This is a genomic window from Streptomyces sp. MMBL 11-1 (assembly GCF_028622875.1).
GTDB lineage: Bacteria > Actinomycetota > Actinomycetes > Streptomycetales > Streptomycetaceae > Streptomyces.
In genome coordinates this window covers 6,957,462-6,981,787 of sequence record NZ_CP117709.1, presented here as the reverse complement: position 1 = coordinate 6,981,787, position 24,326 = coordinate 6,957,462, and the positions used below count along the sequence as shown (strand labels likewise).

23 protein-coding genes are annotated in these 24,326 nt (G+C 71.1%); 1 reads left to right on the top strand and 22 read right to left on the bottom strand.

The features are described 5' to 3' along the window. Positions 1 to 2 precede the first annotated feature (2 nt). From mvaD to PSQ21_RS30745, 20 genes are all read right to left on the bottom strand, one after another. Positions 3 to 1,028 carry a diphosphomevalonate decarboxylase gene (gene mvaD, locus PSQ21_RS30840; protein ID WP_274034593.1) on the bottom strand — a complete coding sequence of 342 codons (1,026 nt, stop codon included), beginning with the start codon at positions 1,026 to 1,028 and terminating at the stop codon, positions 3 to 5. Next, positions 1,018 to 2,025 (bottom strand): mevalonate kinase, encoded by a 1,008-nt coding sequence (gene mvk / locus PSQ21_RS30835; protein WP_274034592.1) that lies wholly within the window; start codon positions 2,023 to 2,025, stop codon positions 1,018 to 1,020. Before mvk ends, mvaD begins: the two co-directional genes overlap by 11 nt. A gap of 177 nt (positions 2,026 to 2,202) precedes the next feature. Next, positions 2,203 to 3,204, bottom strand: a complete 1,002-nt coding sequence (locus PSQ21_RS30830; RefSeq protein WP_274034591.1) for a UbiA family prenyltransferase — start codon at positions 3,202 to 3,204, stop codon at positions 2,203 to 2,205. A gap of 83 nt (positions 3,205 to 3,287) precedes the next feature. Next, positions 3,288 to 4,484 carry an FAD-dependent monooxygenase gene (locus tag PSQ21_RS30825; protein ID WP_274034590.1) on the bottom strand — a complete coding sequence of 399 codons (1,197 nt, stop codon included), beginning with the start codon at positions 4,482 to 4,484 and terminating at the stop codon, positions 3,288 to 3,290. A 41-nt stretch (positions 4,485 to 4,525) separates the two neighbouring features. After that, positions 4,526 to 4,855, bottom strand: coding sequence for an antibiotic biosynthesis monooxygenase family protein (locus PSQ21_RS30820; RefSeq protein WP_274034589.1), 330 nt, complete (start codon positions 4,853 to 4,855; stop codon positions 4,526 to 4,528). A gap of 136 nt (positions 4,856 to 4,991) precedes the next feature. Beyond that, a complete protein-coding gene (locus tag PSQ21_RS30815) occupies positions 4,992 to 6,614 on the bottom strand; it encodes a flavin-containing monooxygenase (RefSeq protein ID WP_274034588.1) in 1,623 nt (540 codons plus the stop codon). Positions 6,615 to 6,663: 49 nt separating this feature from the next. After that, a complete protein-coding gene (phzG, locus tag PSQ21_RS30810) occupies positions 6,664 to 7,299 on the bottom strand; it encodes a phenazine biosynthesis FMN-dependent oxidase PhzG (RefSeq protein WP_274034587.1) in 636 nt (211 codons plus the stop codon). 10 nt (positions 7,300 to 7,309) lie between these two features. Beyond that, positions 7,310 to 8,458: a PhzF family phenazine biosynthesis protein gene (locus PSQ21_RS30805; RefSeq protein WP_274034586.1), complete on the bottom strand. Its 1,149-nt coding sequence runs from the start codon at positions 8,456 to 8,458 to the stop codon at positions 7,310 to 7,312. 23 nt (positions 8,459 to 8,481) lie between these two features. Next, complete coding sequence (locus PSQ21_RS30800; protein ID WP_274034585.1) at positions 8,482 to 10,356, bottom strand: anthranilate synthase family protein; 1,875 nt, start codon at positions 10,354 to 10,356, stop codon at positions 8,482 to 8,484. Continuing rightward, the gene (locus tag PSQ21_RS30795) at positions 10,353 to 10,976 is read right to left on the bottom strand and encodes an isochorismatase family protein (RefSeq protein ID WP_274034584.1); all 624 of its coding nucleotides are present in this window, start codon (positions 10,974 to 10,976) and stop codon (positions 10,353 to 10,355) included. Before PSQ21_RS30795 ends, PSQ21_RS30800 begins: the two co-directional genes overlap by 4 nt. Next, complete coding sequence (locus tag PSQ21_RS30790) at positions 10,973 to 12,214, bottom strand: 3-deoxy-7-phosphoheptulonate synthase (RefSeq protein WP_274034583.1); 1,242 nt, start codon at positions 12,212 to 12,214, stop codon at positions 10,973 to 10,975. The genes PSQ21_RS30795 and PSQ21_RS30790 overlap by 4 nt, the downstream gene beginning before the upstream one ends. A gap of 45 nt (positions 12,215 to 12,259) precedes the next feature. After that, positions 12,260 to 12,748: a PhzA/PhzB family protein gene (locus tag PSQ21_RS30785; protein WP_274034582.1), complete on the bottom strand. Its 489-nt coding sequence runs from the start codon at positions 12,746 to 12,748 to the stop codon at positions 12,260 to 12,262. 220 nt (positions 12,749 to 12,968) lie between these two features. Continuing rightward, positions 12,969 to 14,216, bottom strand: a complete 1,248-nt coding sequence (locus tag PSQ21_RS30780) for an RNA polymerase sigma factor (protein ID WP_274034581.1) — start codon at positions 14,214 to 14,216, stop codon at positions 12,969 to 12,971. Positions 14,217 to 14,254: 38 nt separating this feature from the next. Beyond that, the gene (locus tag PSQ21_RS30775) at positions 14,255 to 14,608 is read right to left on the bottom strand and encodes a YciI family protein (protein WP_274034580.1); all 354 of its coding nucleotides are present in this window, start codon (positions 14,606 to 14,608) and stop codon (positions 14,255 to 14,257) included. Between the two features lie 54 nt (positions 14,609 to 14,662). After that, positions 14,663 to 15,661 carry a TIGR03842 family LLM class F420-dependent oxidoreductase gene (locus tag PSQ21_RS30770; protein ID WP_274034579.1) on the bottom strand — a complete coding sequence of 333 codons (999 nt, stop codon included), beginning with the start codon at positions 15,659 to 15,661 and terminating at the stop codon, positions 14,663 to 14,665. A gap of 165 nt (positions 15,662 to 15,826) precedes the next feature. Further along, complete coding sequence (gene hydA / locus PSQ21_RS30765; RefSeq protein WP_274034578.1) at positions 15,827 to 17,227, bottom strand: dihydropyrimidinase; 1,401 nt, start codon at positions 17,225 to 17,227, stop codon at positions 15,827 to 15,829. A 100-nt stretch (positions 17,228 to 17,327) separates the two neighbouring features. Then, complete coding sequence (locus PSQ21_RS30760) at positions 17,328 to 18,611, bottom strand: aspartate aminotransferase family protein (protein ID WP_274034577.1); 1,284 nt, start codon at positions 18,609 to 18,611, stop codon at positions 17,328 to 17,330. Continuing rightward, a complete protein-coding gene (locus PSQ21_RS30755; RefSeq protein ID WP_274034576.1) occupies positions 18,608 to 19,450 on the bottom strand; it encodes a nitrilase-related carbon-nitrogen hydrolase in 843 nt (280 codons plus the stop codon). Before PSQ21_RS30755 ends, PSQ21_RS30760 begins: the two co-directional genes overlap by 4 nt. A 230-nt stretch (positions 19,451 to 19,680) precedes the next feature. Next, positions 19,681 to 20,061 (bottom strand): PPOX class F420-dependent oxidoreductase, encoded by a 381-nt coding sequence (locus PSQ21_RS30750; RefSeq protein ID WP_274034575.1) that lies wholly within the window; start codon positions 20,059 to 20,061, stop codon positions 19,681 to 19,683. A 57-nt stretch (positions 20,062 to 20,118) separates the two neighbouring features. Continuing rightward, a complete protein-coding gene (locus tag PSQ21_RS30745) occupies positions 20,119 to 20,388 on the bottom strand; it encodes a helix-turn-helix domain-containing protein (protein WP_274034574.1) in 270 nt (89 codons plus the stop codon). Positions 20,389 to 20,461: 73 nt separating this feature from the next. Here PSQ21_RS30745 and map point away from each other — a divergent pair, with 73 nt between their 5' ends. Beyond that, positions 20,462 to 21,229: a type I methionyl aminopeptidase gene (gene map / locus PSQ21_RS30740; protein ID WP_274034573.1), complete on the top strand. Its 768-nt coding sequence runs from the start codon at positions 20,462 to 20,464 to the stop codon at positions 21,227 to 21,229. Positions 21,230 to 21,277: 48 nt separating this feature from the next. Here the strand turns inward: map and PSQ21_RS30735 are convergent, their stop codons facing one another. Next, positions 21,278 to 22,015: a glycoside hydrolase family 75 protein gene (locus PSQ21_RS30735; RefSeq protein ID WP_274034572.1), complete on the bottom strand. Its 738-nt coding sequence runs from the start codon at positions 22,013 to 22,015 to the stop codon at positions 21,278 to 21,280. A gap of 173 nt (positions 22,016 to 22,188) precedes the next feature. Continuing rightward, positions 22,189 to 24,006, bottom strand: a complete 1,818-nt coding sequence (gene ggt, locus PSQ21_RS30730) for a gamma-glutamyltransferase (RefSeq protein WP_274034571.1) — start codon at positions 24,004 to 24,006, stop codon at positions 22,189 to 22,191. Between the last annotated feature and the right edge of the window lie 320 nt (positions 24,007 to 24,326).

Sequence of the window (24,326 nt, the reverse complement as noted above, 5' to 3'; positions counted from 1 at the left end):
GGTCACCGGACCCCGCTGTGCAGTCGGGCGCCCGGACCGCGACCGGTGACGACCGTTCGGCACGACGCGGCGGCACGCACCGCCCCGGCGACCCGGTCCGCGTCGACACGCCGGCACAGCACCTTCACGTTGGGTCCCGCGTCGATCGTCGCGTAGGCCGGCACACCCGCCCGCCGCAGTTCCAGCACCGCGTCGAGCACGGTGAGGGAGGCGGGCGACAGGTAGCGCACCGCCGGGCGCGCGGCGAGCATCGTGGCGTGCATGCCGAGTGCGTTGCGTTCGGCGATCTCCCCGACCGCTTCGAGGTCTCCGCGGGACAGGGCCTCGCGCATCCCGGCGAGGTCCGCCCGGCTCGACTCGGCCCACGGCCGGTACAGCGGTGAGGTCTGGACGGTCCGCCTCATGGCCACCCGGCTGGAGATCGCCTTGGGGCCGCTGTCCAGCAGGGCGATCACCAGCGCCGGATCGAGTTCGGCGGGGACCCGCTCGGCGTAGGAGGCGAGGTCCCGGCCCCTGTCCTCCCCCGCGTCGGCCTCCGGGCCCGCGTACCAGACCGCGAACCCCCCGAAGACCGACCGGGCGGCCGAACCCGATCCGCGCCGGGCCAGCCGGGAGAGCGCGGTGGCGTCCAGCCGGAGCCCGTACGCGGCCGCCGAGGCCACGGCCAGGGCGGCGAAGCCGCTCGCGGAGGACGCCAGGCCCGCCCCGGTCGGGACCGAGTTGAGGGTGGTCACGACAGCTCGCTCGGTCCTCCCCGCCCGGGCCCGGACCAGGTCCAGGAAGGCGGTGACGCGGCGGTGGAACCCGTCGTCGGCCGGTTCGCCGTTCAGCGTCACCTCGTCCGTGGGCACGGCCGGGCCCGGCCGTACGGAGGTGGTCGTCGGGAAGGCGTCCAGCGTCAGCGACAGGCTGTCGGTGACGGGGAGGACGAGCCGCTCGTCGCGTTTGCCCCAGTACTTGACCAGGGCGATGTTCGGATGAGCGACCGCGGTGGCGCCGTCGTCCGGGACGCGGGCGTCAACGGGCATGTCCGGTGTACCTCTCGATCGGCACGACCCAGGTCTGCACCGCCCCGGCCGCACGCATCCGCCGCTCGACCCGCTGGGCGTGCTCCGGCCCCTCGGCCGAGGCGATCACGCAGCCTCCCAGGCCGCCGCCGCTGATCTTGGCCCCGAAGGCGTCCGCGGCGAGTGCCGCCCGGACCAGCGCGTCGATGCGGTCGGTGCTGAGTCCCGCTCCGGCGAGCAGCTCGTGACAGGCGGTCAGCCGTCTCCCGAAGGCCGCGGCCCGACCGTCGGCGAGGTCGCGCACGGCCCCGCGTGTCAGCTCCGTGGCCGCGGTGACGAATTCCTCCCCCGCCGCCGGGTCGCTCTCGAAGCCACGCCTCAGCAGTTCGACGGCGTCCTTGGTCCGGCCGGCGACCCCGCTGTCCGCGACGACGATCCGGCCGTCGAACCCGATCCGCGGTTCGCGGGCGACGCCACCGGACAGCAGCACGGGATACGGCGAAGCGGTGGCGAGGGTGTCGATGCCGCTCGCCCGGCCGTGCGCGACGTTCTCGGCGACCTGCACGAGGTCGAACACGGTTCCGGCGTCGAGTTCGACGCCGAAGAGGTCGGCGAGCGCGAGGACCACGGCCCGCGCGCACGCGGCGCTGGAGCCGAGCCCCCGGCCGGCCGGGATCACACAGTCGATGATCACGTCCAGATGCGGACGGCCGGTGACACCCGCCGCTCGCTCGAATTCCGCCACCAGGCTCCGGAGTCCGTCGGCGCCCTCCAGCACCACCGGTCCGGATGCCCCCGCCACGGTGAAGGTGACGTCCCCGGCGACGGCGGAGGGGTGCGAGGACCGCGCGGCGCTCGCCGTGACCGTCAGCTCCGCGACCGGAAGGGCCAGCGCCGGGGCCCCGTAGACGACGGCGTGCTCCCCCAGCAGAATCACTTTCCCGTGGGCGCATCCGATGCCGAACTCCCGGCTTTTCGAGTTGCCCGGCGCGCCCTGTGCCGAGGTCGGCAAAGTCAACGCACTCAACTCCTTTTTCCCTGCGTCGAATTTCTCCGTCGAGAATCCATGACCGGATAGCGGCGGACAACAGATCCATGGAATCGCCGGAAATGCTCGCATGACGTTCCCCGGTCGCCGGGGGCCGGGGGCCGGGCCGGCGGGGTCACCGCCGGCGCCGGTCCACCGGCCACGGTCTCAGCGCCCCCCGAGGACGAAGAGGGCCAGGGCCACGTTCGTGAAGCCCATCGCCACACCGTGGTACGGCAGCGACAGCGCGTGCTTGCGCACGGTGGCGAGCGCTTCGTCGAACGAGCCGCGGGTGCCCCGGGTGACCGTCCACATGAAGCGCTGGGTGACCACCCAGACAACGGCGTAGAGGACCAGCCCCCAGGTGAAGCCGGACGCGAACCAGGCCGCGCCGAGGACGAGGAGCGCGCCGATGGCGAGCATCGTCGACTGCACCAGCATCGCCCGGCGGATCCCCAGGGCGAGGACGTAGGTGCGGATGCCGAACTGCCGGTCCTCCAGGTAGTCCTCGGCGTGGTTGGTGACGAACGTGCCCGTCAGCGCCAGCGACAGGCCGATGATGATCACGACGCTGCCCCACTCCAGGCCGTGCTCGAAGGACCGCAGGGCGAAGATGCCGGGGATGAAGACGCAACCGAACTGCAGGGTGGGCAGCTGCCGGATTCCGGCGCTCTTGAGATGCAGCGGGGGCAGCGAGTACTGGACGCCCGTCAGCCAGCCGGCGAACGCGATCACCACCAGGTCCCAGTGGCCGGTGCGGACGGCGAGGAAGACCGACGCGCCGAGGTAGAGGGCTGTCGTGACCGCGATGTGGACGATGACCTTGCGTACGCCCAGGCCGTAGACGGCCTGGGGCTGGCGGGCCTTGTACGTGGCGTCCAGCCGGCGGTCGGCCAGGGCGTTCAGCATGTCCGCGACCTGCATGTGGGTGACGCAGAACAGGAAGGCGACGATCGCGTTCACCGAGGCGAGTTCACCCCAGGTACGGGCTCCCAGCACGGTCGGCACGAGGCCGATGACCAGGTGGATCGGGAGGAACTCGATGCGGCGGATGACGAGGGCGTACTTGAGGCGCGTGCCCAGGGGGGCACGTTCGACGGGCACGCCGCGGGAGTCGGTGAATACCTCGGCGAGTTGTGAGCCGAGTGTGGTGGCGCTCGTGCTGGACACGGAGTGCGTACCCTTCTCGTTCGGAACGAAAGAAGCAGGCGCTGGGACGGAGGGCCTGCCCGGGTGAGCGGGCCCGGCGTCGGTCACGGCCGTTCGACGGCCGCGCGGTAGTCATCGGTGATGGTGCGGAGTTCGGTGGAGACATCGCCGTCCAGGCGTGCGGCGAGGGCGCGTTCGGAACGGTCCATCGCGCGGTTGGCCTCCACGATCGCGGTCGTGGCGGGCCGGCGGGCCGCCTCGTACCGGTGGAGCGCGGCGGCGGGATCACCGCCCCCGGACAGCTCGGCCGCCACCGCGACACCGTCGAGGACGGCCTGGCTCGCGCCGTTCGCGCCGATGGGATACATCGGATGGGCCGCGTCACCGAGGACGGTGACCCGCGAGTCGCCCCAGGTGGGCAGCGGGTCGCGGTCGACCATCGGGTAGTGCAGGATCTCGGGGCTGGCCGCGAGCGTCCCGCGGATGTCGAGCCAGTCGAACTCCCAGTCCGCGAAGTGCGGCAGCAGGTCCTCCAGTCGGCCCGGTTCGACACCGGAGCCCGGGCCGCCGCCCTCGGCAACGGCCAGGCAGACCCAGTTGAGCAGGACGGTGCCGCGCTCGGCGTGCCGCCTGGAGCACGGGTAGGCGACGAACCGGCTGGCCCGGTCGTCGGCAGCGATGATCATCGTCCGCCCGTCGATGAACGCGGGCAGCTCGGTCAGCCCCCGCCACATCCGCACCGCCGTCGTGCGCAGGGGCGGTTCGTCCGGGTGCAGTTGGGACCGTACCGCCGATCGCAGTCCGTCCGCGCCGATCAGCACGTCCGCCTCGGTCACCTCCGCCTCGCCGGACGGCGTGGTCGTGTGCACGAACACCCGGTCTCCGGCCTGGTGGAATCCGCGCACCTCGGTCGCGGTGCGGATCGCCCGGGCCCCGAGCCGCTCCTTCACCGCTTCGAGCAGCAGCATCTGCAACTCGCCCCGGTGGAGGGAGTACTGCGGCGCCGGATGACCTGCCGCCGCACCTCGCGGTTCGGTCCACAGGGTGGCCCCGCGGTGGTTCAGGTACCGGTGCTCGCGGGTGGGTATCCCCGTGGCCGCCAGAGCGTCGCCGAGACCGAGTCCGATCAGCTCGGCGACCGCCGCGGGCTGGATATTGATACCGACACCGAGCGGCCGGATCTCCGCGGCGGCCTCCAGGACGGTGGCGGGGAGCCCTCGTGCGTGCAGGGCGAGCGCGGCCGTGAGGCCTCCGATGCCCGCGCCGGCTATCACGACGGCGGTCTGTGCAGCCTTGCTCATGGCGGCTGTCACCCTTCTGCCCGGGGCGGGCGTGGGACGGGTCAGGCGGCGGTGACCGCCGCGACCACCGAGTACACGGCGGGCGCGGGCTTTCCGAGCGCGCCCGTGCGCCGCGCGTACTCCTGCGCGGCGGGGTCGGCGAGGGTGTTCTGGATGTCCTGCGCGCTGCGCCACTGGACGTAGTTCACGACGCGGCTGCCGTCCTTGGAGGCGAGGATGTGCGCGGACACGAATCCGGGCCGGTGGCGGAAGACCTTCTCAAGTCCCTCGTTGAGTACGGTGACGAGTTCTTCCTGTTTCACCGGATCCACATCGAAGACATTGACCAGAGTTACGAGATGGCCACTCGGGCGAATTATCGTCTCACTCATGACGCCCAAAATATCGACGGCCAAAAGCCCTGGACAACAGCTGCGTTGACTCATACGGAATGCGCGTCGGAGGTAATTCGATCGAGCCGGCGCGGCCGACGGAGCGCGAGTTCCGCCGGCCGCGCCGTGCCCTGGCTCAGACCGCCACGGGCGCCGTCCGGCCGTCGAGGGTGAAGCCCTCGTAGCCGGCGGCGACGATCTCGCTCAGCCGCTGCCGGTAGGCGCCGAGGCCGCCGAAGAAGAACAGCGTGCGCCGCTTGCGGCCGGGAATGTTCGTGCCGAAGATCCAGGACTCGGTCTGGGCGAACAGGCTGTGCTCCGCCATCTCCCGGCACTGTGTGGTCCAGCCCTCCTCGGCGGCGGCGGTCGCCTCTATGCGGGTGATCCCGCGCTCCTCCGCCGCGCCGACCAGCCGCGCGATCCACTCGACCTGGGTCTCCAGTCCGGGCGGCAGGTTGCAGAAGACGCTGTTGGGTCCGAAGACCATGAAGAGGTTGGGGAATCCGTTCATGGCGATGCCGAGGTAGCTGCTCGGAGCGTCGCCCCAGTGCTCCCCCAGCCGCACGCCGTCGCGCCCTCGTATGTCCATTTGGTGGTAGCCGCCCTCCATGGCGTCGAAGCCGGTGGCGAAGACCAGGACGTCCAGTTCGTGCTCCGTTCCGTCCTCGGTGACCACACCGGTCGGTGTGATCCTCGCTATCGGGGTCTCCTTGGTGGACACCAGGGTGACGTTGTCGCGGTTGTAGGTCTCGTAGTAACCGGTGTTGCAGATCGGCCGCTTGGCGTAGAAGTCCGTCGGCATGAGCTTGCGGGCCGTCTCCGGGTCCCGCACGGTCTGCTGGATCTTCGAGCGGATGAAGGAGGCGGCGGCTTCGTTGGCCGCCGGGTCGAAGGGAAGGTCCGCGAACGTGCCGAACATGAACCGGAAGCCGTTGCCCGCCTGCCATCCCTCCTCGAAGACGCGCTCGCGTTCGGCCGCGGAGACGCTCATCGCCGGAGTCCGGCTCTCCTCGAATCCGCAGCCGACCCGGGAGTCGAAGACCTGTTCCCAGATCTCGTCGTAGTTCTCCCGGACCTCCGCCAGGTACTCCTCGCTGAGCGGCCTGTCGCCGGAGGGAACGACGTACTGCGCGGAGCGCTGGAAGACCGTGAGGTGCTCGACCGTCCTGGCGGCCGCGCAGATGAACTGCGTACCGGTGGAGCCGGTGCCGACGACCCCGACGCGCTTGCCCGCGATGTCGAGGTCCGCGGGCCAGGCCCCCGTGTGCACGATCGGGCCGGCGAAGTTCTCACGGCCCGGGATGTCCGGGAAGTTGGCGCTCGACAGCGGTCCGAGCGCGCTGACCACGTACCGCGCGGTGAAAACCTCGCCGCTGTCGGTCCGCGCGGTCCACAGCCGGGTCGCTCCGTCGTACGTCAGCGACTCGACGGCCGTGTCGAACTGGATGTCCTTGCGCAGGTCGTGCCGGTCGACGACCGCCTTCAGGTAGGCGAGGATCTCCGGCTGTGTGGCGTAGCGGGTCTTCCACTGCCACTCCCGCAGCATCTCCTTGTCGAAGGAGTAGCGGTAGACGATGCTGTCGACGTCCGCGGCCGCGCCCGGGTAGCGGTTCCAGTACCAGGTGCCGCCGACGTCGCCGGCCTTGTCGAAGGCTCGTACGGTGAGGCCGGCCTCGTCCCGCAGTTTGTGCAGCATGTAGATGCCGGCGATTCCGGCACCGATGACGATGGAGTCCAGGTGGGTCGGTCGGTCCTTCATGGCTGCCTTTCGAAGCTTCGACGGGTGTGGGCGTGCGCGGTGCCGAGGATCACGGCTGGAGCCTGGTGACATGCCATCCGGTGTCCGTCCGCTCGTATCGCAGCCGCCGGTGGAGGCGGCTCTCCGCGGCGGACCAGAACTCCACGGAGTGCGGCCGGAGCCGGTATCCGACGAAGCGCTCCGGTCGCGGCAGGGGGGCGCCCTCGGCCGCGAACCGGTCGGCTTCCTGCCGCAGCCGCCGGGGATCGTCGAGCGACTCGCTCTGCCTGGAGGCGGTGGTCATCGGGTGCAGACCGGGCGCGCGGCCGTGCCAGAGCCGGTCGTTCTCCTCTTCGTCCAACAGGGCCACGGGGCCCGAGAAGCACAGCTGCCGTGCGGTCTCCCGCCAGTAGAACAGGCCCGACGCCCAGCCCGTCGCGGCGATCTCACGGCCCTTGCGGCTGGTGCTGTGCGTGGTGAACAGCAGCCCCTCGGTGGACGCGTCGCTGACGGCGACCATCCGGTTGGAGGGGCGGCCGGCGCTGTCGGTCGTGGCCAGGGCCAGGGCGTACGGTTCGCGGACACCGCCCTCGACGGCCGCTCGCAACCAGGCGAGGGCCGGCTTCATCGGTTCGGGGGGCGGGTTGTCGTATTCCGGGAAGTCGAGGTCGACGACGCCGGTGATGCTTTCCAGTTCGCTGCTCACTTCTCCCCCGTCAGACGCGGATGGTGCCCTCCGCGGCGACGACCCCGTGGCCGCCGACCCGTACGCGGTCGATCTCTCCGGCGGTGTCGACCGTCGCCTCGGCGGCCATGACCGAGCGCCTGCCGAGCCGGACCCCCTGGTGGATCTCGATGGTCCTGCCGTACGGGACCAGTCCGTGCCGGGCCAGGTGGATGGCGAGCGGGCCGGCCGCGGAGCCGGTCGCCGCGTCCTCGACCACGCCGTACGCGGGCGAGAACATCCGGGTCTGCCAGTGCTCGCCGTCCGGGGCGAAGCAGTTCGCGGCCATGTCCTCGAACGCGGCCAGCGCCCGGTGGTCGGGGTGCAGGGCGTTGAGCGCGGCGACGTCGGGAAGTCCGACGAACACATGCCGGGGGCCGTTGCGGTAGATCTCCACCGGCAGGGTGGAGGAGTCGAGGCCCAGCGCCGCGAGCAGGGCGTCGGCGTGCTCGTAGGGGCGCCACTCGGGGATCGGCTGCTCCATCGAGACATGCGCCCTGTCTCCGCCGGGAGCGCGGACGACCTCGAAGGGCACGACGCCCATCGCGGTCTCCAGCCGCAGCCGGTCCCTTCCGCGGTCCAGTGCGACCGCGACGGCGGTCCCAAGCAACGGGTGCCCGGCGAAGGGCAGTTCGTTGACCGGGGTGAAGATCCTGACCCGCAGGTCCGCGTCACCGGTGGTGGGCGGCAGCAGGAACGTCACCTCGGAGAGGTTCATCTCCTGCGCTATCCGCTGCATCCGATCGGCGGTCAGGTCGCTCGCCCCGAAGAAGACCGCGACCGGATTGCCCCGGAGGGGCTCGTTCGCGAAGGCGTCGACGACGACGTACCGATGGGAGGCGCCGCGTCCGCTGCCCGGCCCGCGCACCGCGGCCTGGACCTCGAACCGCTCGCGGTGCGTCACGGGAGCGCCGATCAGCTGCGCGGCCTTGTTCTCGGGGAGGCCGGCGGGACGCTCGCCGTCCCAGATCATGACCGCGCCCCAGCGGTTGCCTGCCCGGTCGGCGATCCAGTGCTTCTCGTGCAGGCCGCTGACCTGCTTCCACTCCTCGACGACGCCGTCCTCGCGCAGGTGCCGTTCGAGGTCGTCCACCGTGGTGAAGGCGTCCTGAAGATCCCACCAGGCGATCTCCAGGTTCATGGGGTTCGTCCGTTCCCTTGGATTCATTCGCCCAGTACCCATTCCGTCATGTCAGTGAGGATGCGAGGCCCGTCGACCGTGAGCAGCGACTCCGGGTGGAACTGCAACGAGGCGAACCGGTGGCCGCGCAGCGCGTGTATCTCCCCGGTGTCCGGATCGCCGCAGATCTCCACCGGCACTCCCGCTCCCGTGTCCCGGCGGTCGGCGGTGGCACGGGCCTCGTAGGTGTTGTAGAAGGCCACGCGTTCGGACTTGCCGAAGAGACTGATCCGCCGCTGCACGCCCTGGTTGGGCCGGGCGCGCCGCAGCACGGGGAGGCCGAGCCGTCGGCAGAGGACCTGATGGCTCAGGCAGACGGCCAGCATCGGACGGCGCGCGGCGAGCAGTTCAGCGATGACGGCGTCCAGCGCGGCGACCTTCGGATCGCCGGGGTCGCGGGGATCACCCGGTCCGGGGCCCAGGATGACCATGTCGTGGTCCCGGGTCTCGTACGGTTCGTCGAAACGCCGCACCGTGACGCCGAGCCCCAGCGCGCGCAGTTGGTGTTCGAGCATGGAGGTGAAGGTGTCCTCGGCATCGACGACCAGCACCTTGTGCCCGTCCAGCGCGGTGGAGCGGGCGTGTCCCACGGGGTCGGACGTGGTCCAGAAGCCGGCGATGCCCTCATTGCGCCGGCGCAGGGAGGAGAGCACCTCGGGGTGGGCGGCGAACCCTCGGCGGGGCTCCGTCTCCCCGAACGCCGCCAGCAGGGCCGAGGCCTTCGCCCGGGTCTCGGCCACCTCGCCCAGCGGATCGGAGTGGCGCACCAGGGTGGAGCCGACCGAGAGGGACAGGCGCCCGGCGGGGTCGATCTCGGCGGTGCGGATCACGATCGCCGAGTCCAGCGTGGGGCGGCCGGCGCCGTCGCTGCCGACCAGGCCGATGATGCCGCTGTAATAGCGTCGGCCGCCCGGCTCGTGGCGCTGGATCACCCGTGCCGCGTTCTCGACCGGGCTGCCGGTGACCGTGGGCGCGAACATCGTCTCGCGCAGCAGTTCCGGGACGCCCCGGTCCGTGCGTCCCTCGATGTGGTACTCCGTGTGCGCGACCCTGGCCATCTCCTTGAGGTGCGGGCCGGTCACCGACACCGTCCCGGGCAGACAGAGCCGGCACATCATCTTCAGTTCCTCGTCGACCACCATGTACAGCTCCTCGGCCTCCTTGCGGTCGGCGAGGAAGTCGGTCACACCGCTCAGCGTCGGGCCGCCGGCCGGGTAGCGGTAGGTGCCGCTGATCGGGTTCATCCGGACGACGTCGTCGATCAGACCGACATGGCGCTCCGGTGAAGCGCCGACGATGGTGGATCCGGCGGTGCGCACCAGAAAGGTCCAGTACGCTCCCCGCTCGGCCGCGAGCAGGTGACGGAACGCCGACAGGGCGGCGTCCGGACCGGGATCGACGACGTCGGCGAGGTAGGTGCGCTTGATGACGAAGTTGGCTCCCTGCCCGGTGCCGATCTCGTCGGCCAGCACCGATGCGACGCACTGGGCGTACTCACGGTCGTCCGCGTCGAAGTGACCGTTCTCCAGGCTTACGCGGCGGTCCGGCAGCCGGCCGAGCACCGAGGGGACCGGGTGGCGCTCCTGGGCCGTCACCCGCATCGCGAGGAGGGGCGCGCCGTCGTCGACCGCGGGATGACCGCGCTCGGCGAGCTGCCGGTAGGGGACCACGACCAGCATGTCGCTGGAGGCGGTGCCGGCGGCCGGGCGGCGAGGGAAGTCGATCGCCGCGAGCGACGCGGGACGACCGGTCTCCCCCGCGATCACTTGCACGTGTCGGCCGCGTTCGTCACTGCGACAGATCAGGGCGTAGTCCCCGACCGTGTCATCGAGCACGGCGTCGAGCAGATCGGCCGTCACGGCACGAGGTCCTCGGCCGTGGCCACCCTCGCGCAGCAGTCGGCGGCGTACTGGAGCGTCTGCCGGTGCCGGTCGGCGGAGAAGTCACCGATCGCGTCCCCGGGGAGGAAGACCTGTACGTCGTTGCTGTAGGCCTCCAGGGCGGTGGTGAGGATGCCGACGTGTCCGTACACGCCGCACACCACCAGCTGGTCGCGGCCTTCGGCCCGCATCCGCTCCAGCAGGTCGGTGCGGAAGAAGGCGCTGTAACGCCACTTCACGAACGTCCAGTCCTCGGCGCCCGGGGTCAGCTCGTCGGTGATCACGCGGTCCGCTTCCGAGCTGGTCATACCTGGTCCCCAGAAGTCCCGGAGCAGGCCCCGGTCCTTCGGCGTCATACGGCCCGGCTGGGCGGTGTAGGCGATACGGACGCCCTGAGCCGCGCAGCGCTTGCGCAGGGCGGCCGCGGTATCGATCAACCGGGCGCGCATACCGGGTTCGAACGGCTCGAGGAAGTACCTCTGCATGTCGTGGACGAGCAGCACGGCTCGTTCGGGCCGGACGGTCCAGTCGACCACGCCGACGGGCATGTCCCGCCGGGTGGGCAGGTCGTACGGTTCGACTTCGATTTTCAGGCTCATGACAACCCCCGCCTCGTCAGAACAGATGCGCCGCGCGGACCGCCCACGGCCGACCACGCCGAGACGACCTCGGCGGCTTGCGCCGGACCGAGCCTGGGATCGCACAGGCTGGCGGCGCCCACGGCCTCCGGCACCGCGCCCGCGGGACCCCCGACGCACTCGTCCACCGCGTACGGACTGGTCTCCAGATGGAGACCGCGGCCCTGCGCGCCCACGCCGTTCAAGCTCTCCGAGAACCTGCGGACCTCGTCCACGGCCGTGGCGACGTGGCGTGTCTTGGTCCCGTCGGGACGCTTGACGGTATTGGCGTGCAGGGGATCGCAGAGCCAGAGCACGGGGTGGCCCGCGTCCTGGACCGCGCGGGCCAGGGCGGGCAGCCGAGCGGTGACCAGGTCCGGGCCCATCCGCACGATCAGCGCGAGCCGGCCGGGGTCGCGCTGTGGATCCAGACGGGCGCACAGTCCGACCAGCTCGTCCGGTGTCATGTCCGGCCCGACCTTGCAGGCGACCGGGTTGACGACGCGGGACAGCAGGTCCACATGGGCGCCGTCGAGTTGCCGGGTGCGCTCGCCGATCCACGGCCAGTGCGTCGACCCGAGCAGCAGGCGGCCGTCTCCGGCCGGACGGAGCTGCGGCTGCTCGTAATCCATCAGCAGCGCTTCGTGGCTGGTCCACAGCCGGTCCTCGGCCTGTCGCGCCTGCCAGTCCGCGTCGGCCCGCCATCCGAGGTGTTCCATCGCCTCGCGGGCCGTCATGAAGCACATGAGCAGCCGCAGGGGATCGGGCCGCCTGCTGTGAGCGTCCGGTGCGGGCAGGTTGACCATGTGTCCCCGGTAGACGGGGAGCCGGCCGCTCCCGGGCGTCTCCTCGAAGGGACGCGAGCGGGGTTTGGCGAACTGGCCGGCGATCCGGCCGACCCGGATGACCGGCAGCCCCGACTCCGCGCCCAGCAGATCGGCGAGTCGGTGGACCAGGGCGGCCTTGGCCTCCAGGGGGGTCGCGCGGCATTCGTCGGGATGCTCGGCGCAGTCGCCGGCCTGCAGGACGAGAGCCTCACCGCGCGCCGCCGCCGCCAGCGCCCCGCGCAACGCGAGGACCTGTTCGGTGTCGACGAGCGAACCGGTGGCCGCCAGGACGTTGCGGACCTGGGCAACCTGATGCCGATCGCCCCATTCCGGCTGCTGAGCAGCCGACAGTGATTGCTTCGAAGAAGCCTGACATTTCACGTTCGATCCCACCCCCGTAGGGTTACCAGAGAACGAGATGCAGATTTCTTTTCCGATTCACGTCGGGATTCCCTCCCGCACGATTTTCGGCACCTCGATTCCCAGGGAGCGGAACTGCTGGACGGGGTTCATGAATTCCCGCTGCCGCTTGATCTTTCCACCCTCGAAGGTGAAGTGGTGCAGGAAGTGATTCTCGTAGCGCCCCTCCGGGTAACCAGGGAAGAGAATCTTTCCGACACCGTTGCACTCCACCCAGAACTGGTCCGGGTCCTGCGTGTCGAAGATTTCGATGTCGATCCACTGCCAGTCGGGGAAGCAGCGCAGGGACCACACCCCGTGCTCGGCCAGCCGGTCACGGCCTCGGATGACGATGGGCTCACCCGTGTCCGTGGTCCAGAGACCGCCCTGTCCGTCCTCGGTGAACAATTCGTGACGCCGTAGGCGATCCTGACCGCGCGTGTTCATGTACCGCGAAACGATCTTGCGATTGTGCTCGCGCGTCCGGGTTGCTTCCTCGGCGCCGACAAGAGCATTCGACTCAGACATTTTTCCCCCGCCTGATGAAGTTTTCGACGTTAGATGTTCGACGTCCGCCGGACAGTACCAATGCGCCCTCCGCGGCGGCAATTTTCGGCTGCCTCACGAGAATGCGCGCCTTCCGCTTGCGCTCTGCGCACTTTAAGCGGAGGCATGGATACCGATCATTCCGTGGCGACCGGGCGGGGAATCTCGGCATTTCAGGAGCAATGCACAGGGCCGGCAGTGGTTACGGGAGAGCACCCAGTTCATCGATGCGCGACCGGAGGAACTCCCGCTCCACCGCGTTCGTGGTCCTCGCGAGCGCCTCCCGATAGGCGGCCCGTGCCTCGTCGAAGCGGTGCAGCCGACGCAGGAAGTCCGCCCGGGCAGCGGCGAAGTACTGGTAGTCGGTCAGCTTGGGTTCGGCGGAGAGCTGCGCCAGACACCGCAGGCCGGCCTCCGGGCCGTACGCCTGTCCGACGGCGATGGCGCGGTTCAACGCCACCACCGGTGACGGCCAGATCCGCAGCAGGTCGTCGTAGAGGTCGACGATGCGGGGCCAGTCGGTGGCCTCCCAGCTCGGAGCCCGCGCGTGCACGGCGGCGGTCGCCGCCATCAGCGCGTACCGGGTCGGCGGCCGGTGCCGCAGGGCGGACGCGGCCAGCCGCAGCCCCTCCTGGATCTCCTCGGCGTTCCAGAGCGTCCGGTCCTGCTCGGAGAGCAGCGCCAGCGAACCGTCGGGACGGGTGCGGGCGCGGCGGCGCGCGTCGGTGAGGAGAACGAGCGCGAGCAGCCCCGCCGCGCCGGACTGGGCGGGCAGCAACTGGTGCAGTACGCGCGCGAGATGCAGCGCCCGCTCGATCAGGTCACGTCGCTGCAGTCGCTCCCCGGAAGGCGCGGTGTGCCCGGTGCTGAAGACGAGGTGCACGACGTCCAGCACGGCGTCGAGCCGAGCGGGAAGCTCCTCGGGCGACGGTTCCCTGTAGGGGATTCCGGCGGTCTTGATCTTCTTCTTGCCACGGGTGATACGGGCCGCCATCGTCGGCTCCGAGACGAGCAGCGCCCGGCCGACCTCGGCGGTGGACAGACCGCACACCAGCCGCAGGGTGAGACCGACCCGGGTGTCGGCATCCAACGAGGGGTGGCAGCAGGTGAAGATCAGCCGCAGCCGGTCGTCCGGAATATCGCGGTCGACGAGGTCCTGGTCCGCGGGCGGAGCGGTGTCGTCACCGGCCAGCAGCGGCAGTTTGCCGCGCAAGGTGTCGAGGCGGCGCAGGGCGTCCACGGCACGGCGCCGGGCGACCGTGGTCAGCCATGCCTCGGGCCGTTTCGGCACCCCTTCCTGCGGCCACTGCCGCAACGCCTGGGCATAGGCCTCCTGGACGCACTCCTCGGCGAGGTCGAGATCCCGGGCGACGCGCACGGTGGCCGCGAGCACGAAACCCCACTGCCTGCTGTGTGCCCTGGCGACGGCGTCCGCGACGGTCGCATCCATGGCCGCTCCGAGAACTCGTGTGCGCGGGCGACAGCGATTCAGGCGCCCGGCACGGAACGGATCGGCCTGACCTCGATCCCGCCGTTGGGCACGGGAACCTCCTCGGCCAGCCTGAGCGCCTCGGCGAGGTTCTCCGCCTCGATCAGGAAGTACCCGGCGACGACTTCCTTGGACTCGACGAACGCCCCGTCACTGATCCGGACGCCGCCTTCGGCGTCCCGCCGCACCGAGGTGGCCGTGGAGGTCGGGTGGAGCCGCTGACCCCGCTCCACGCTCGCCCCGTTGCGCCGCATGAAGTCCTGGAACCGGCCCACGAGCGCCGCTTCCTCCTCCGAGGGCAGCGCACTCGTCATGGGCTCGTCCTCGTACACCAACAACAAGTACTGCGCCACGTATCCGTGCCTCCCCCGTCGATGCCCGAACGGCTGCACAGGCTACCGTACCGATCAGCTCAGGGCCGGGATGATCTCGGCTCCGTAGGCGTCGATGGTCGCCTCCCGGGCGTCGTGCATGTCGTACAGCGCGAACTGGTCGACACCCATGTCCCGCAGCGCCCGCAGCTTCTCGATGTGCGCCTCGGCGGGACCCAGCAGACAGAACCGGTCGACGATCCCGTCCGGGACGAAGGTGGTGTCCGGGTTGCCGGTGCGCCCGTGGTGGCTGTAGTCGTAGCCGGAGCGTCCGGCGATGTAGTCGGTGAGCTCATCGGGGACCAGGCCGGAGTGCTCGCCGTAGCGGGCGACCAGGTCCGCCACGTGGTTGCCGACCATCCCGCCGAACCAGCGGCACTGCTCCCGGGCGTGGTCGAGGTCGTCGCCGACGTAGGCGGGGGCGGCGACGCAGATGGTGACGGAGTCCGGGTCCCGCCCGGCGTCGGAGGCCGCGTCCCGTACCGCCTTGATCATCCACTCGGTGAGGAAGGGATCGGCGAGCTGGAGGATGAAGCCGTCGGCCTTCTGCCCGGCCAGGGCCAGGGCCTTGGGCCCGTACGCCGCCATCCACACCGGCAGCCGCCCGTCCTTCACCCACGGGATCCGCACCGGCCGCCCGTCGACCGTCGCCTCCCGGCCCTCCGCGAGGTCCCGGATCACGTCGATGGCTTCGCCGAGGCGGGCCAGCGTGTTGGGCCGGCGGCCCGCGACGCGCATCGCGGAGTCGCCGCGCCCGATGCCGCAGACGGTGCGGTTGCCGTACATGTCGTTGAGGGTGGCGAAGGTGGAGGCGGTGACCTCCCAGGTGCGGGTGCCCGGGTTGGTGACCATCGGGCCCACGGTCATCCGGTCGGTGTGCTCCAGGATGCGGCTGTAGATGACGAACGGCTCCTGCCAGAGCACCGCCGAGTCGAAGGTCCAGCCGTAGCGGAAGCCGTTGCGTTCGGCGCGGCGCATCAGGCCGACGACGGCGGAGGCGGGCGGGTCGGTCTGGAGGACGAGTCCGAAGTCCATGGCGGGATCTCCTAGGGGTGTCTTGTCGATCAGGCCGGATCAGGGAGCGGGGTCTGGTGCCGTGCATCGCAAGGCGGAGGAGGGAGTCGACGCGGAGCGTCGGTAGTGACGACAACGCCGCGAGGTGCGGCACCAGACCCCGCGAGCCCGGCGTGATCGGCGAGATTAGTCCAGGTACTGACAGGTGGCGCGGGGGGTGTACATGCCGTGTCCGGCACGGCCGGTGAACTTCCGTCCTTCGATGACGAGTTCGCCGCGCGACAGCACGGTCTCGACCTTTCCGGTGATGCGTTTGCCCTCGTACGCCGAGTAGTCGACGTTCATGTGGTGGGTCTCGGCGGAGAGGGTCTGCTCGGCGGCCGGGTCGTAGATGACGATGTCGGCGTCGGCGCCCGGGGCGATGGTCCCCTTCTTCGGGTAGAGGCCGAACATCCGGGCCGGGGACGCGCAGGCGATCTCGATCCAGCGGCGGCGGGTGATGTGCCCGTCCACGACGGCCTGGTGCAGCAGGTCCATGCGGTGTTCGACGCCCGGCATGCCGTTGGGGATCTTGGAGAAGTCGCCGCGGCCCATCTCCTTCTGACCCGAGAAGCAGAAGGGGCAGTGGTCGGTGGAGACGACCTGGAGTTCGTTGTTCCGCAGGCCCCGCCACAGGGCTTCCTGGTGTTCCCTGGGACGCAGCGGGGTGGAGCAGACGTACTTGGCGCCCTCGAATCCGGGCTCGGCGAGGTTGTCGGTGGACAGGAACAGGTACTGCGGGCAGGTCTCGCCGAAGACGGGGAGGCCCCGGTGGCGGGCGGCGGCGATCTCCGCCACGGCCTCGTCGGCGGAGACGTGGACGACGTAGAGGGGGGATCCGGCGACCCGGGCGAGCTGGACGGCGCGGTGGGTGGCCTCGGCCTCCAGGGCGACCTTGCGTACGTCCCCGTGGTAGCGGGGGTCGGTGCGGCCCTCGGCGAGCGCCTGCTCGACCAGGACGTCGATGGCGATGCCGTTCTCCGCGTGCATCATGATCAACCCGCCGTTGCCGGAGGCCCGTTGCATGGCGCGCAGGATCTGGCCGTCGTCGCTGTAGAAGACGCCGGGGTAGGCCATGAACAGTTTGAAGGAGGTGACCCCTTCGGAGACGAGGAGGTCCATCTCCTTGAGCGAGGAGGGGTTCACGTCCGCGAGGATCATGTGGAAGGCGTAATCGATGGCGCAGTTGCCGTCGGCCTTCCCGTACCAGGCGTCGAGCCCCTCGCGCAGGGAGCGGCCCACGCTCTGGATCGCGAAGTCGACGATGGTGGTGGTGCCGCCCCAGGCGGCGGCCCGGGTGCCGGTCTCGAAGGTGTCGGCGGCGTACGTCCCGCCGAACGGCATCTCCATGTGGGTGTGCCCGTCGACGCCGCCCGGGATGACGTACTTGCCCGCCGCGTCGATCCGCCGGTCGGCGCTCCAGCTCGCGGCGGCGTCGGTTCCGTGGGCGGCGAGGGCGACGATCCGGCCGCCCTCGACGAGCACGTCGGCGTGGATCTCGTCGGACGCGGTGATGACCAGGCCGCCGTGGATGACGGTGCGGCTCATGGGAGTCTCCTTAACTCGGGGCGCCCGCCGGCCCTCTGGGCGTACGGCCGGGGGGCCGCCCCGCGCGGTTCGGGTACGTACGGGCTCCGCCGGGCGGGGGTCAGCCCGCCGCGTGCAGGGCCTCCGCGAGGATCGCCGCGCCTTCCTCGGCCTCGGCGACGGTCAGGGTCATCGGCGGGGCGATCCTGAGAACGCTGGTGCTGTGGCCGCCGCCCTTGCCGATGAGCAGCCCGCCCGCGCGGGCCGCTTCGAGGACGGCCGCGGCGGCTTCGGGGTCGGCCTCGTCGGTGCCGGGCCTCACCAGCTCGATGCCGATCATCAGGCCGCGGCCGCGCACCTCGCGTACGGCGGGCGAGCCGGCGGCGACGCCCCGCAGCCGTTCGATGAGGAGCCCGCCGACGCGCCGCGCGTTGCCCTGGAGGTCGTGCTCCAGGAGGTACGAGAGGTTGGCGAGCGACGCGGCCATGGTGACCGGCGAACCGCCGAAGGTGGAGATGGAGTTGGCGTCGAGGCAGTTCATCACCTCGGCGCGGGCCACCACTCCCCCGACGGACATGCCGTTGCCGATGCCCTTGGCGAAGGTGAGGATGTCCGGCGGCCCGTTCTGGGCGTGCGCCTGCCAGCCCCAGAAGTGCTCGCCGGTACGGCCCCAGCCGGTCTGCACCTCGTCCGAGATCCACAGCACCCCGTGCCGGTCCAGGACCTCCCGGAACGCGGCGAACAGGCCGTCGGGCGGAGAGGTGAAGCCGCCGACGCCCTGGATGGGCTCGGCGATCAGGGCGGCGGGCCGGCGGGTGTGCCCGAGGAGGTCCTCCAGGTCGGCGACGCACGCCTGGATGAACCGCTCGTCGCTGAGCTCGGCGTACGGTCCCCGGCTGCGGACGCCGCCGTGGACGTACAAGGTCTGGAGCGGGGACAGGCTCGTGGGCGACCATGCCTGGTTGCCGGTGATGGAGACCGTGGAGAAGGACCGGCCGTGGTAGCTGTTGCGCATCGCGAGGATCTGGTTGGAGCGGCGGTACGCGGTGGCGAGCAGCAGCGCGGTGTCGTTGGCCTCGGTGCCGGAGGTGGTGAAGAAGACCCGGGCGTCGGGGATGCCGGAGAGGGCGGCGATCCGCTCGGCCATCTCCACCATGGGGCGGTTGAGGTAGAGGGTGGAGGAGTGGATGATGCGCCCGGCCTGCTCGGCGACGGCCTTGGTCACCTCGGGCAGGGCGTGGGCGGTCATCGTGGTGAGGATGCCGCCGAAGAAGTCGAGGTAGCGGTTGCCGTCCGCGTCCCAGACGTGGCGGCCCTCGCCGTGGGTGAGTTCCAGGGGGTGGCGGTAGTAGAGGGCCAGCCACTCGGGGCTGACGGCGAGGTGGCGCTCGTGCAGTCCGGTCACGGCTCCACCAGCCCGTCGTAGGCGTCGGGCCGTCGGTCCCGGTAGAAGGCCCACTGCTGGCGGACTTCCTCGATCAGGTCGAAGTCCAGGTCGCGGACGAGGAGTTCCTCTTCCTTGTCGCTGGCCACGTCCCCGACGAACTGGCCGCGCGGGTCGACGAAGTAGCTGGTTCCGTAGAAGTCGTTGTCGCCGTACTCCTCCTGGCCGACCCGGTTGATCGCGGCGACGAAGTACTCGTTGGCGACGGCGGAGGCGGGCTGCTCCAACTGCCACAGGTGGCTGGAGAGTCCGCGCGAGGTGGCCGAGGGGTTGTACACCAACTGGGCTCCGCCGAGTCCGAGTTGGCGCCAGCCCTCGGGGAAGTGCCGGTCGTAGCAGATGTAGACGCCGACCTTGCCGACCGCGGTGTCGAAGACCGGCCAGCCGGCGTTGCCGGGCTTGAAGTAGTACTTCTCCCAGAATCCCTTGACCTGCGGGATGTGGTGCTTGCGGTACTTGCCGAGATACGAGCCGTCGGCGTCGATCACGGCCGCGGTGTTGTAGTAGAAGCCGGACCGCTCGATCTCGAAGACCGGTACGACGACGACCATGCCGGTCTCACGGGCCAGGTCCCGCATACGCCTGACGGTCGGCCCGTCGGGTACCGGCTCGGCCCAGCGGTAGTGCTCGGGCTCCTGGACCTGGCAGAAGTAGGGGGCGTTGAACACCTCCTGGAAGCCGATGATCTTCGCGCCCTGCCGGGCGGCCTCGCGCGCGTGCTCCTCGTGCTTGGCGATCATGGATTCGGTGTCGCCGGTCCAGGTCGCCTGGACGAGTGCGGCGCGTACGACGTGGGACATGAGCTGCTCCTTCGACGCGGCGTCAGAGAGCCTGCACGCGTTCTCTACGCACGTAGATCGGTGCATGGATGGAGAACGTAAGCCCCTCCGTCCGGCGGGGCAAGACCATCGCCGTGAACCGGCGGAGTCGATCATGTTTCGCACCCGACCGGTCCACAACGGATACGGTCCCGGTCTCCGGTGGCGTTCAAGGTGACTCCGGGGGCCTCGGCCGCCTCGGCGGGCCGGGCTCAGAAGGTGATGGCGATCCCGGTGTGCGGGCGCTTGCCGAGCCGTACGACCGTCGCGGGCCGGTCGACGAGCCAGAACTTCCAGGTGTACTTGCGCGCCAGCAGTCCGCGCACCGCGCGGGTGCCGTCCTCGTCGAGGAGCTTCGCGGCGCCCTCGGCGCTGGGGGCCCCTTCGGCGATCCTGCCGCGCACGTCGCAGACGGTGACAACGACCTTGCCGTTGTTGCGCAGCCGCTTGACCTTCCACGAGTCGGAGCGGGTCCAGACGTACAGCACACCGCCATCGGCGGCGGCCCAGACGGGCGTGGCGACGGGTGTGCCGTTCTTCCGGTACGTGGTCAGGCTGACGTACTCGCTGCGTGCGAAGTCCTGGAGGGTCACGGCGCGACCCTACGCGTCCGGAGGGGCGGCCCGCCGGTCGGGGCGCGCCCCAGGGCCCTACGCGATCAGCGGAGCGGCGGCCGGTTCCGGCGCGCAGCGGCCGAGGATCTCGTCCATGGAGAGGCCCAGCGCTCCGGCGAGGGCGGCCACGGTGAAGAAGGCGGGCGTGGGCGCGCGGCCGGTCTCGATCTTCCGGAGCGTCTCCGCGGAGATTCCGGCGCTCGCGGCGACGGCGGCCATGCTGCGTTCCCCGCGCGCCGCACGGAGCACCATGCCGAGCCGTTCGCCGCGCAGGCGCTCTTCGGGTGTCAGGGGGGTGCGGACCATGGGCCCATCCTACTACGGAATGCCATTTCTATACCGTCATTACTATACCACTTCGACCGGTATAGTAATCGGCATGGTGCACATCAAGACAGATACGTCCATCGAAGCGATGCGCGAGGCCGGCCGGGTCGTCGCGCAGATGCTGACCCGCGCGCGGGAGGTGGCGGCGGTCGGCGTGACCCCCCGCCACCTGGACGAGGCGGCCCGCGAAGTGCTGAGCGGGGCCGGAGCCGCCTCCCCCTTCCTCAACTACAAGCCGCACTTCGCGTCCACCCCGTTCCCGGCCGTCGTCTGCGTCTCGGTCAACGACGCGGTCGTGCACGGCATCCCCTCGGCCGAACCGCTGCGCGACGGGGACCTGGTCAGCGTGGACGCGGGGGCCCTCCTGGGCGGCTGGGCCGGTGACTCGGCGATCAGCTTCATCGTGGGAGAGGCCCGCCCGGAGGACACCCGGCTCGTCGACACCGCGTACGAGGCCCTGGCGGCCGGGATCGGCGCGGCCGTGGTCGGCAACCGGATCGGCGACATCGCCCACGCGATCGGCACGGTCTGCCGGAACGCGGGCTACGGCATCCTGGAGGGCTACGGCGGCCACGGGATCGGCCGGTCCATGCACGAGGACCCGTCCGTACCGAACGAGGGGCGGCCGGGGCGCGGCATGGTGCTGCGGCACGGCATGGTCCTGGCGATCGAACCCATGCTGATCGGCGGTGGCGGCGACGAGTTCCGCCACGACGAGGACGGCTGGACGCTGCGGACGACGGACGGCAGCCGTGCCTCGCACGCCGAGCACACGGTGGCGATCCGGGACGACGGCCCGCGCGTCCTGACCACGCTGTGAGCACACCGTACGGGCCACGGGCCGCGGACCGCTCCGGACCGACAGAACCTAGGAGCGTCCGACGAACTCCCTGGCCAGGGCCGCTCCCCGGCTCCGCGCCCGCGCGGAGCTCTCGATCGGGGAGACACGGGAGTTCGTGAACGCGATGTAGGTGACCCCGGACTCGGCCCCTCCGGTCGACGGATCGGGGTCGATGCCCAGGGCCTTCGCCATGGCGTACGACGCCTCCCCGATGATGCCCGTGGGGCCGGTGTCGCCGATCACTCCGTATCGCACCCGGTCCCGGTACACGACCGCCACGACACTGCCGCCGGTGAGCCCCGACTTCCGGTAGTCCCACACCTTGCCCGGGCCCGGCACGACCACGTGGGGGAGCTCGGCCGAGTCCAGGGGTTCGCCGCGGGAGGTCTGGAACGCGGTCTCCGGCAGGAAGTTCGGATCGGTCCTCCGGTTGCAGGCCTCGGTCCTGCGGCCGTCGCAGTCGATGTCCATGTCCGCCTTCCAGAAGACGGCGTCCTGGGCGCCGCAGACGGGAACCGTGGCCTTCGCGCTGCCGCTGTCCGTGCGGTACGCGCCTTTCGAGATCCGGGCGCAGGCGCGGACCTCGGCCAGCAGTTCCGCGGCGGTCACCGCGGTCGCCTCCTCTCCGGCGGCGTCCACCGCGGCCGATTCCGGCTCCTGGCCGGGGCCGAGTCCGGCGCCGGTGGCGGAGGCGGGCAGAGCCGCCGCTCCGAGCAGCGCGGCGCCGCAGGCGGCGGATGTCAGGGCGAGCATGCGGGTGCGCATCGTGCGGAGGGCCCCTTCCCGTGGACGAGAGACCCGTACGGGTCCCCTGCGGCGGCGCGCCCCTCCCCGCCCGTCCCGGACCGGCAGGGTGGTCGCGCGCCAAGGCCGCGGGGCCGGCACCGCGCGCTGTGCCACGCGATACCGGCCCCGGGCCCCTGCTGCGTCCGGCCGGCTCAGTGACCGCCGCCCGGATGCACCACCATGGCCGAGCCGCCGCCCCGGCGCACCTTTTCCGCCGCCGCCAGCCAGCGGCCGTCGGGCAGTCGCTGCACCCCGGTGACGGCCCCGATCTCCGGGTTCCGCTTGAAGGAGTGGCCGAGCTTCTCCAGCTCCGCGCGGACCGGGCTGTTCCACAGCTCCGGCTCGATCTCCGTCGTCGGCGCGTTGCGCTGACTGGCGCGCGGCGCGGCGATCGCGTCGACCAGCGGGAGTCCCCGGTCCAGGTGTCCGGTGAGCGACTGGAGCACGGTCGTGATGATCGTGGCCCCGCCCGGCGAGCCGAGCGCGAGCACCGGCTCGCCGTGCTTCAGCACGATGGTCGGGGAGATCGACGAGCGCGGCCGCTTGCCCGGTCCCGGCAGGTTCGGATCGTGCACCGCCGGGTTGGCGGGCGCGAAGGAGAAGTCGGTCAGTTCGTTGTTGAGCAGGAAGCCCCGGCCTGGCACGGTGATGGCGCTGCCGCCGGTGGACTCGATGGTCAGGGTGTAGGCGACGACGTTGCCCCACTTGTCGGCCGTCGTCAGGTGGGTGGTGTTCTCCCCCTCGAACGTGGTGGGCGCGGCCGTGCCGCCGCTGCCGCACCGCTCGGGGTCGCGCGGGTCGCCCGGCGCCAGGGGGCTGGTCAGCGCCTTGTCGTCCCGGATCAGGCACTCGCGCGCGTCGGCGAACCGCTGGCTCAGCAGCTCCTTGGTGGGGACGTCCTCGAACGCGGGGTCGCCGACCCAGCGCCCCCGGTCGGCGAACGCGATCCGGCTCGCCTCGATCAGGCGGTGCAGGTAGCGCACCCGGTCGGCGCGCGAGAGGTCGGTGGACTCCAGGATGTTGAGCGCCTCGCCGACGCTGGTGCCGCCGGACGACGAGGGGGCCATGCCGTAGACGTCCAGGCCCCGGTAGTTCACCTTCGTCGGGTCCTTGCGCAGGGTCCGGTAGGCGGCGAGGTCCGCGCGGGTCAGATCGCCGGGCCGCACCACCCGGGTGGCGTCCGGGTCGACGGGCGGCCTGCGCACCGTACGGACGATGTCGTCGGCCAACTCGCCCCGGTACAGCTCCCCGACGCCCTTACGGCCGAGCTTCTCGTACGTACGGGCCAGGTCGGGGTTCTTGAACACCGAGCCGACGGCGGGAAGTTCACCGCCCGGCAGGAAGAGCTCGGCGGAGGCGGGGAAGTCGGCGAACCGGGCCTGGTTGGCGGCGGTCTGCGAGCGGAAGGTGTCGTCCACGACGAAGCCGTCCCGGGCCAGGCGCTCGGCCGGTTTCAGCAGCGTACGCAGGGACTTGCTGCCCCACGCGTCCAGGGCCCGCTCCCAGGTGGCCGGGGTGCCGGGGGTCCCGACACCGAGGCCGCTGGTCACCCCCTCCTCGAAGGGGATCGGTTTGCCGTTCTCCAGGAAGAGCGAGGCGTCCGCGCTGCGCGGTGCGGTCTCGCGGCCGTCGATCGTCCGCACGGTGCGCTTCTTCGCGTCGTAGTGGACGAAGTAGCCACCGCCGCCGATGCCCGCCGAGTACGGCTCGGTCACGCCGAGAGCGGCGGCGGTGGCCACGGCCGCGTCCACCGCGTTGCCGCCCTTGCGCAGCACCTCGATCCCGGCGGCGGACGCGTCCGGGTCGACGCTCGCCACCGCTCCCCCGTGGCCCACCGCCACCGGGGACTTGGGTGGCACGGGGCGCGGGGCGGTGGACGGTGCCGAGGCCACCGGGGCGGCGGCCCCCACCGACGCGACCACGGCGAGGACGGCCAACAGCGACGTTTTCCGGCCGACGGAACGGCGCATACGTACCTCCAGTCAACGGATCTCCCGCCGCAGGTTAGCCCCGGGGGAGCCGGATCGTCAGGACCGCCTCGAACGGCTACCCGGATGACCGACACCATCGCGCGCCCGGGGCGGCCCGGGCCGGCAGTCCGGGCGGACGCCGCTTCGCGGGTGGCGCCTCGGGCTCTGCTTGCCCGCGTACGGCGGCGTCCCCGGTGGACGGAGGAGGGCCGGTCGCGGTGACGGATGCCTCTTCATCGCCTCGGCCCACGGTCTTCGACCCAGCGCCTGCCCTGCTGTGCCTCCCGTGGTGCACGCGGTCGATCCCGCCTCGCTCCGAG

Excerpts from the sequence above, each read along its gene's own strand:
- PSQ21_RS30770 (WP_274034579.1), bottom strand. The coding sequence starts at position 15,661 with ATGGACTTCGGACTCGTCCTCCAGACCGACCCGCCCGCCTCCGCCGTC.
- PSQ21_RS30735 (WP_274034572.1), bottom strand. The coding sequence starts at position 22,015 with ATGCGCACCCGCATGCTCGCCCTGACATCCGCCGCCTGCGGCGCCGCG.
- PSQ21_RS30745 (WP_274034574.1), bottom strand. The coding sequence starts at position 20,388 with ATGGTCCGCACCCCCCTGACACCCGAAGAGCGCCTGCGCGGCGAACGG.
- PSQ21_RS30780 (WP_274034581.1), bottom strand. The coding sequence starts at position 14,216 with ATGGATGCGACCGTCGCGGACGCCGTCGCCAGGGCACACAGCAGGCAG.
- PSQ21_RS30815 (WP_274034588.1), bottom strand. The coding sequence starts at position 6,614 with ATGAAGGACCGACCGACCCACCTGGACTCCATCGTCATCGGTGCCGGA.
- PSQ21_RS30755 (WP_274034576.1), bottom strand. The coding sequence starts at position 19,450 with ATGTCCCACGTCGTACGCGCCGCACTCGTCCAGGCGACCTGGACCGGC.
- PSQ21_RS30785 (WP_274034582.1), bottom strand. The coding sequence starts at position 12,748 with ATGTCTGAGTCGAATGCTCTTGTCGGCGCCGAGGAAGCAACCCGGACG.
- PSQ21_RS30825 (WP_274034590.1), bottom strand. The coding sequence starts at position 4,484 with ATGAGCAAGGCTGCACAGACCGCCGTCGTGATAGCCGGCGCGGGCATC.
- PSQ21_RS30820 (WP_274034589.1), bottom strand. The coding sequence starts at position 4,855 with ATGAGTGAGACGATAATTCGCCCGAGTGGCCATCTCGTAACTCTGGTC.
- map (WP_274034573.1), top strand. The coding sequence starts at position 20,462 with ATGGTGCACATCAAGACAGATACGTCCATCGAAGCGATGCGCGAGGCC.
- mvaD (WP_274034593.1), bottom strand. The coding sequence starts at position 1,028 with ATGCCCGTTGACGCCCGCGTCCCGGACGACGGCGCCACCGCGGTCGCT.
- PSQ21_RS30795 (WP_274034584.1), bottom strand. The coding sequence starts at position 10,976 with ATGAGCCTGAAAATCGAAGTCGAACCGTACGACCTGCCCACCCGGCGG.
- PSQ21_RS30805 (WP_274034586.1), bottom strand. The coding sequence starts at position 8,458 with ATGAACCTGGAGATCGCCTGGTGGGATCTTCAGGACGCCTTCACCACG.
- hydA (WP_274034578.1), bottom strand. The coding sequence starts at position 17,227 with ATGAGCCGCACCGTCATCCACGGCGGCCTGGTCATCACCGCGTCCGAC.
- ggt (WP_274034571.1), bottom strand. The coding sequence starts at position 24,006 with ATGCGCCGTTCCGTCGGCCGGAAAACGTCGCTGTTGGCCGTCCTCGCC.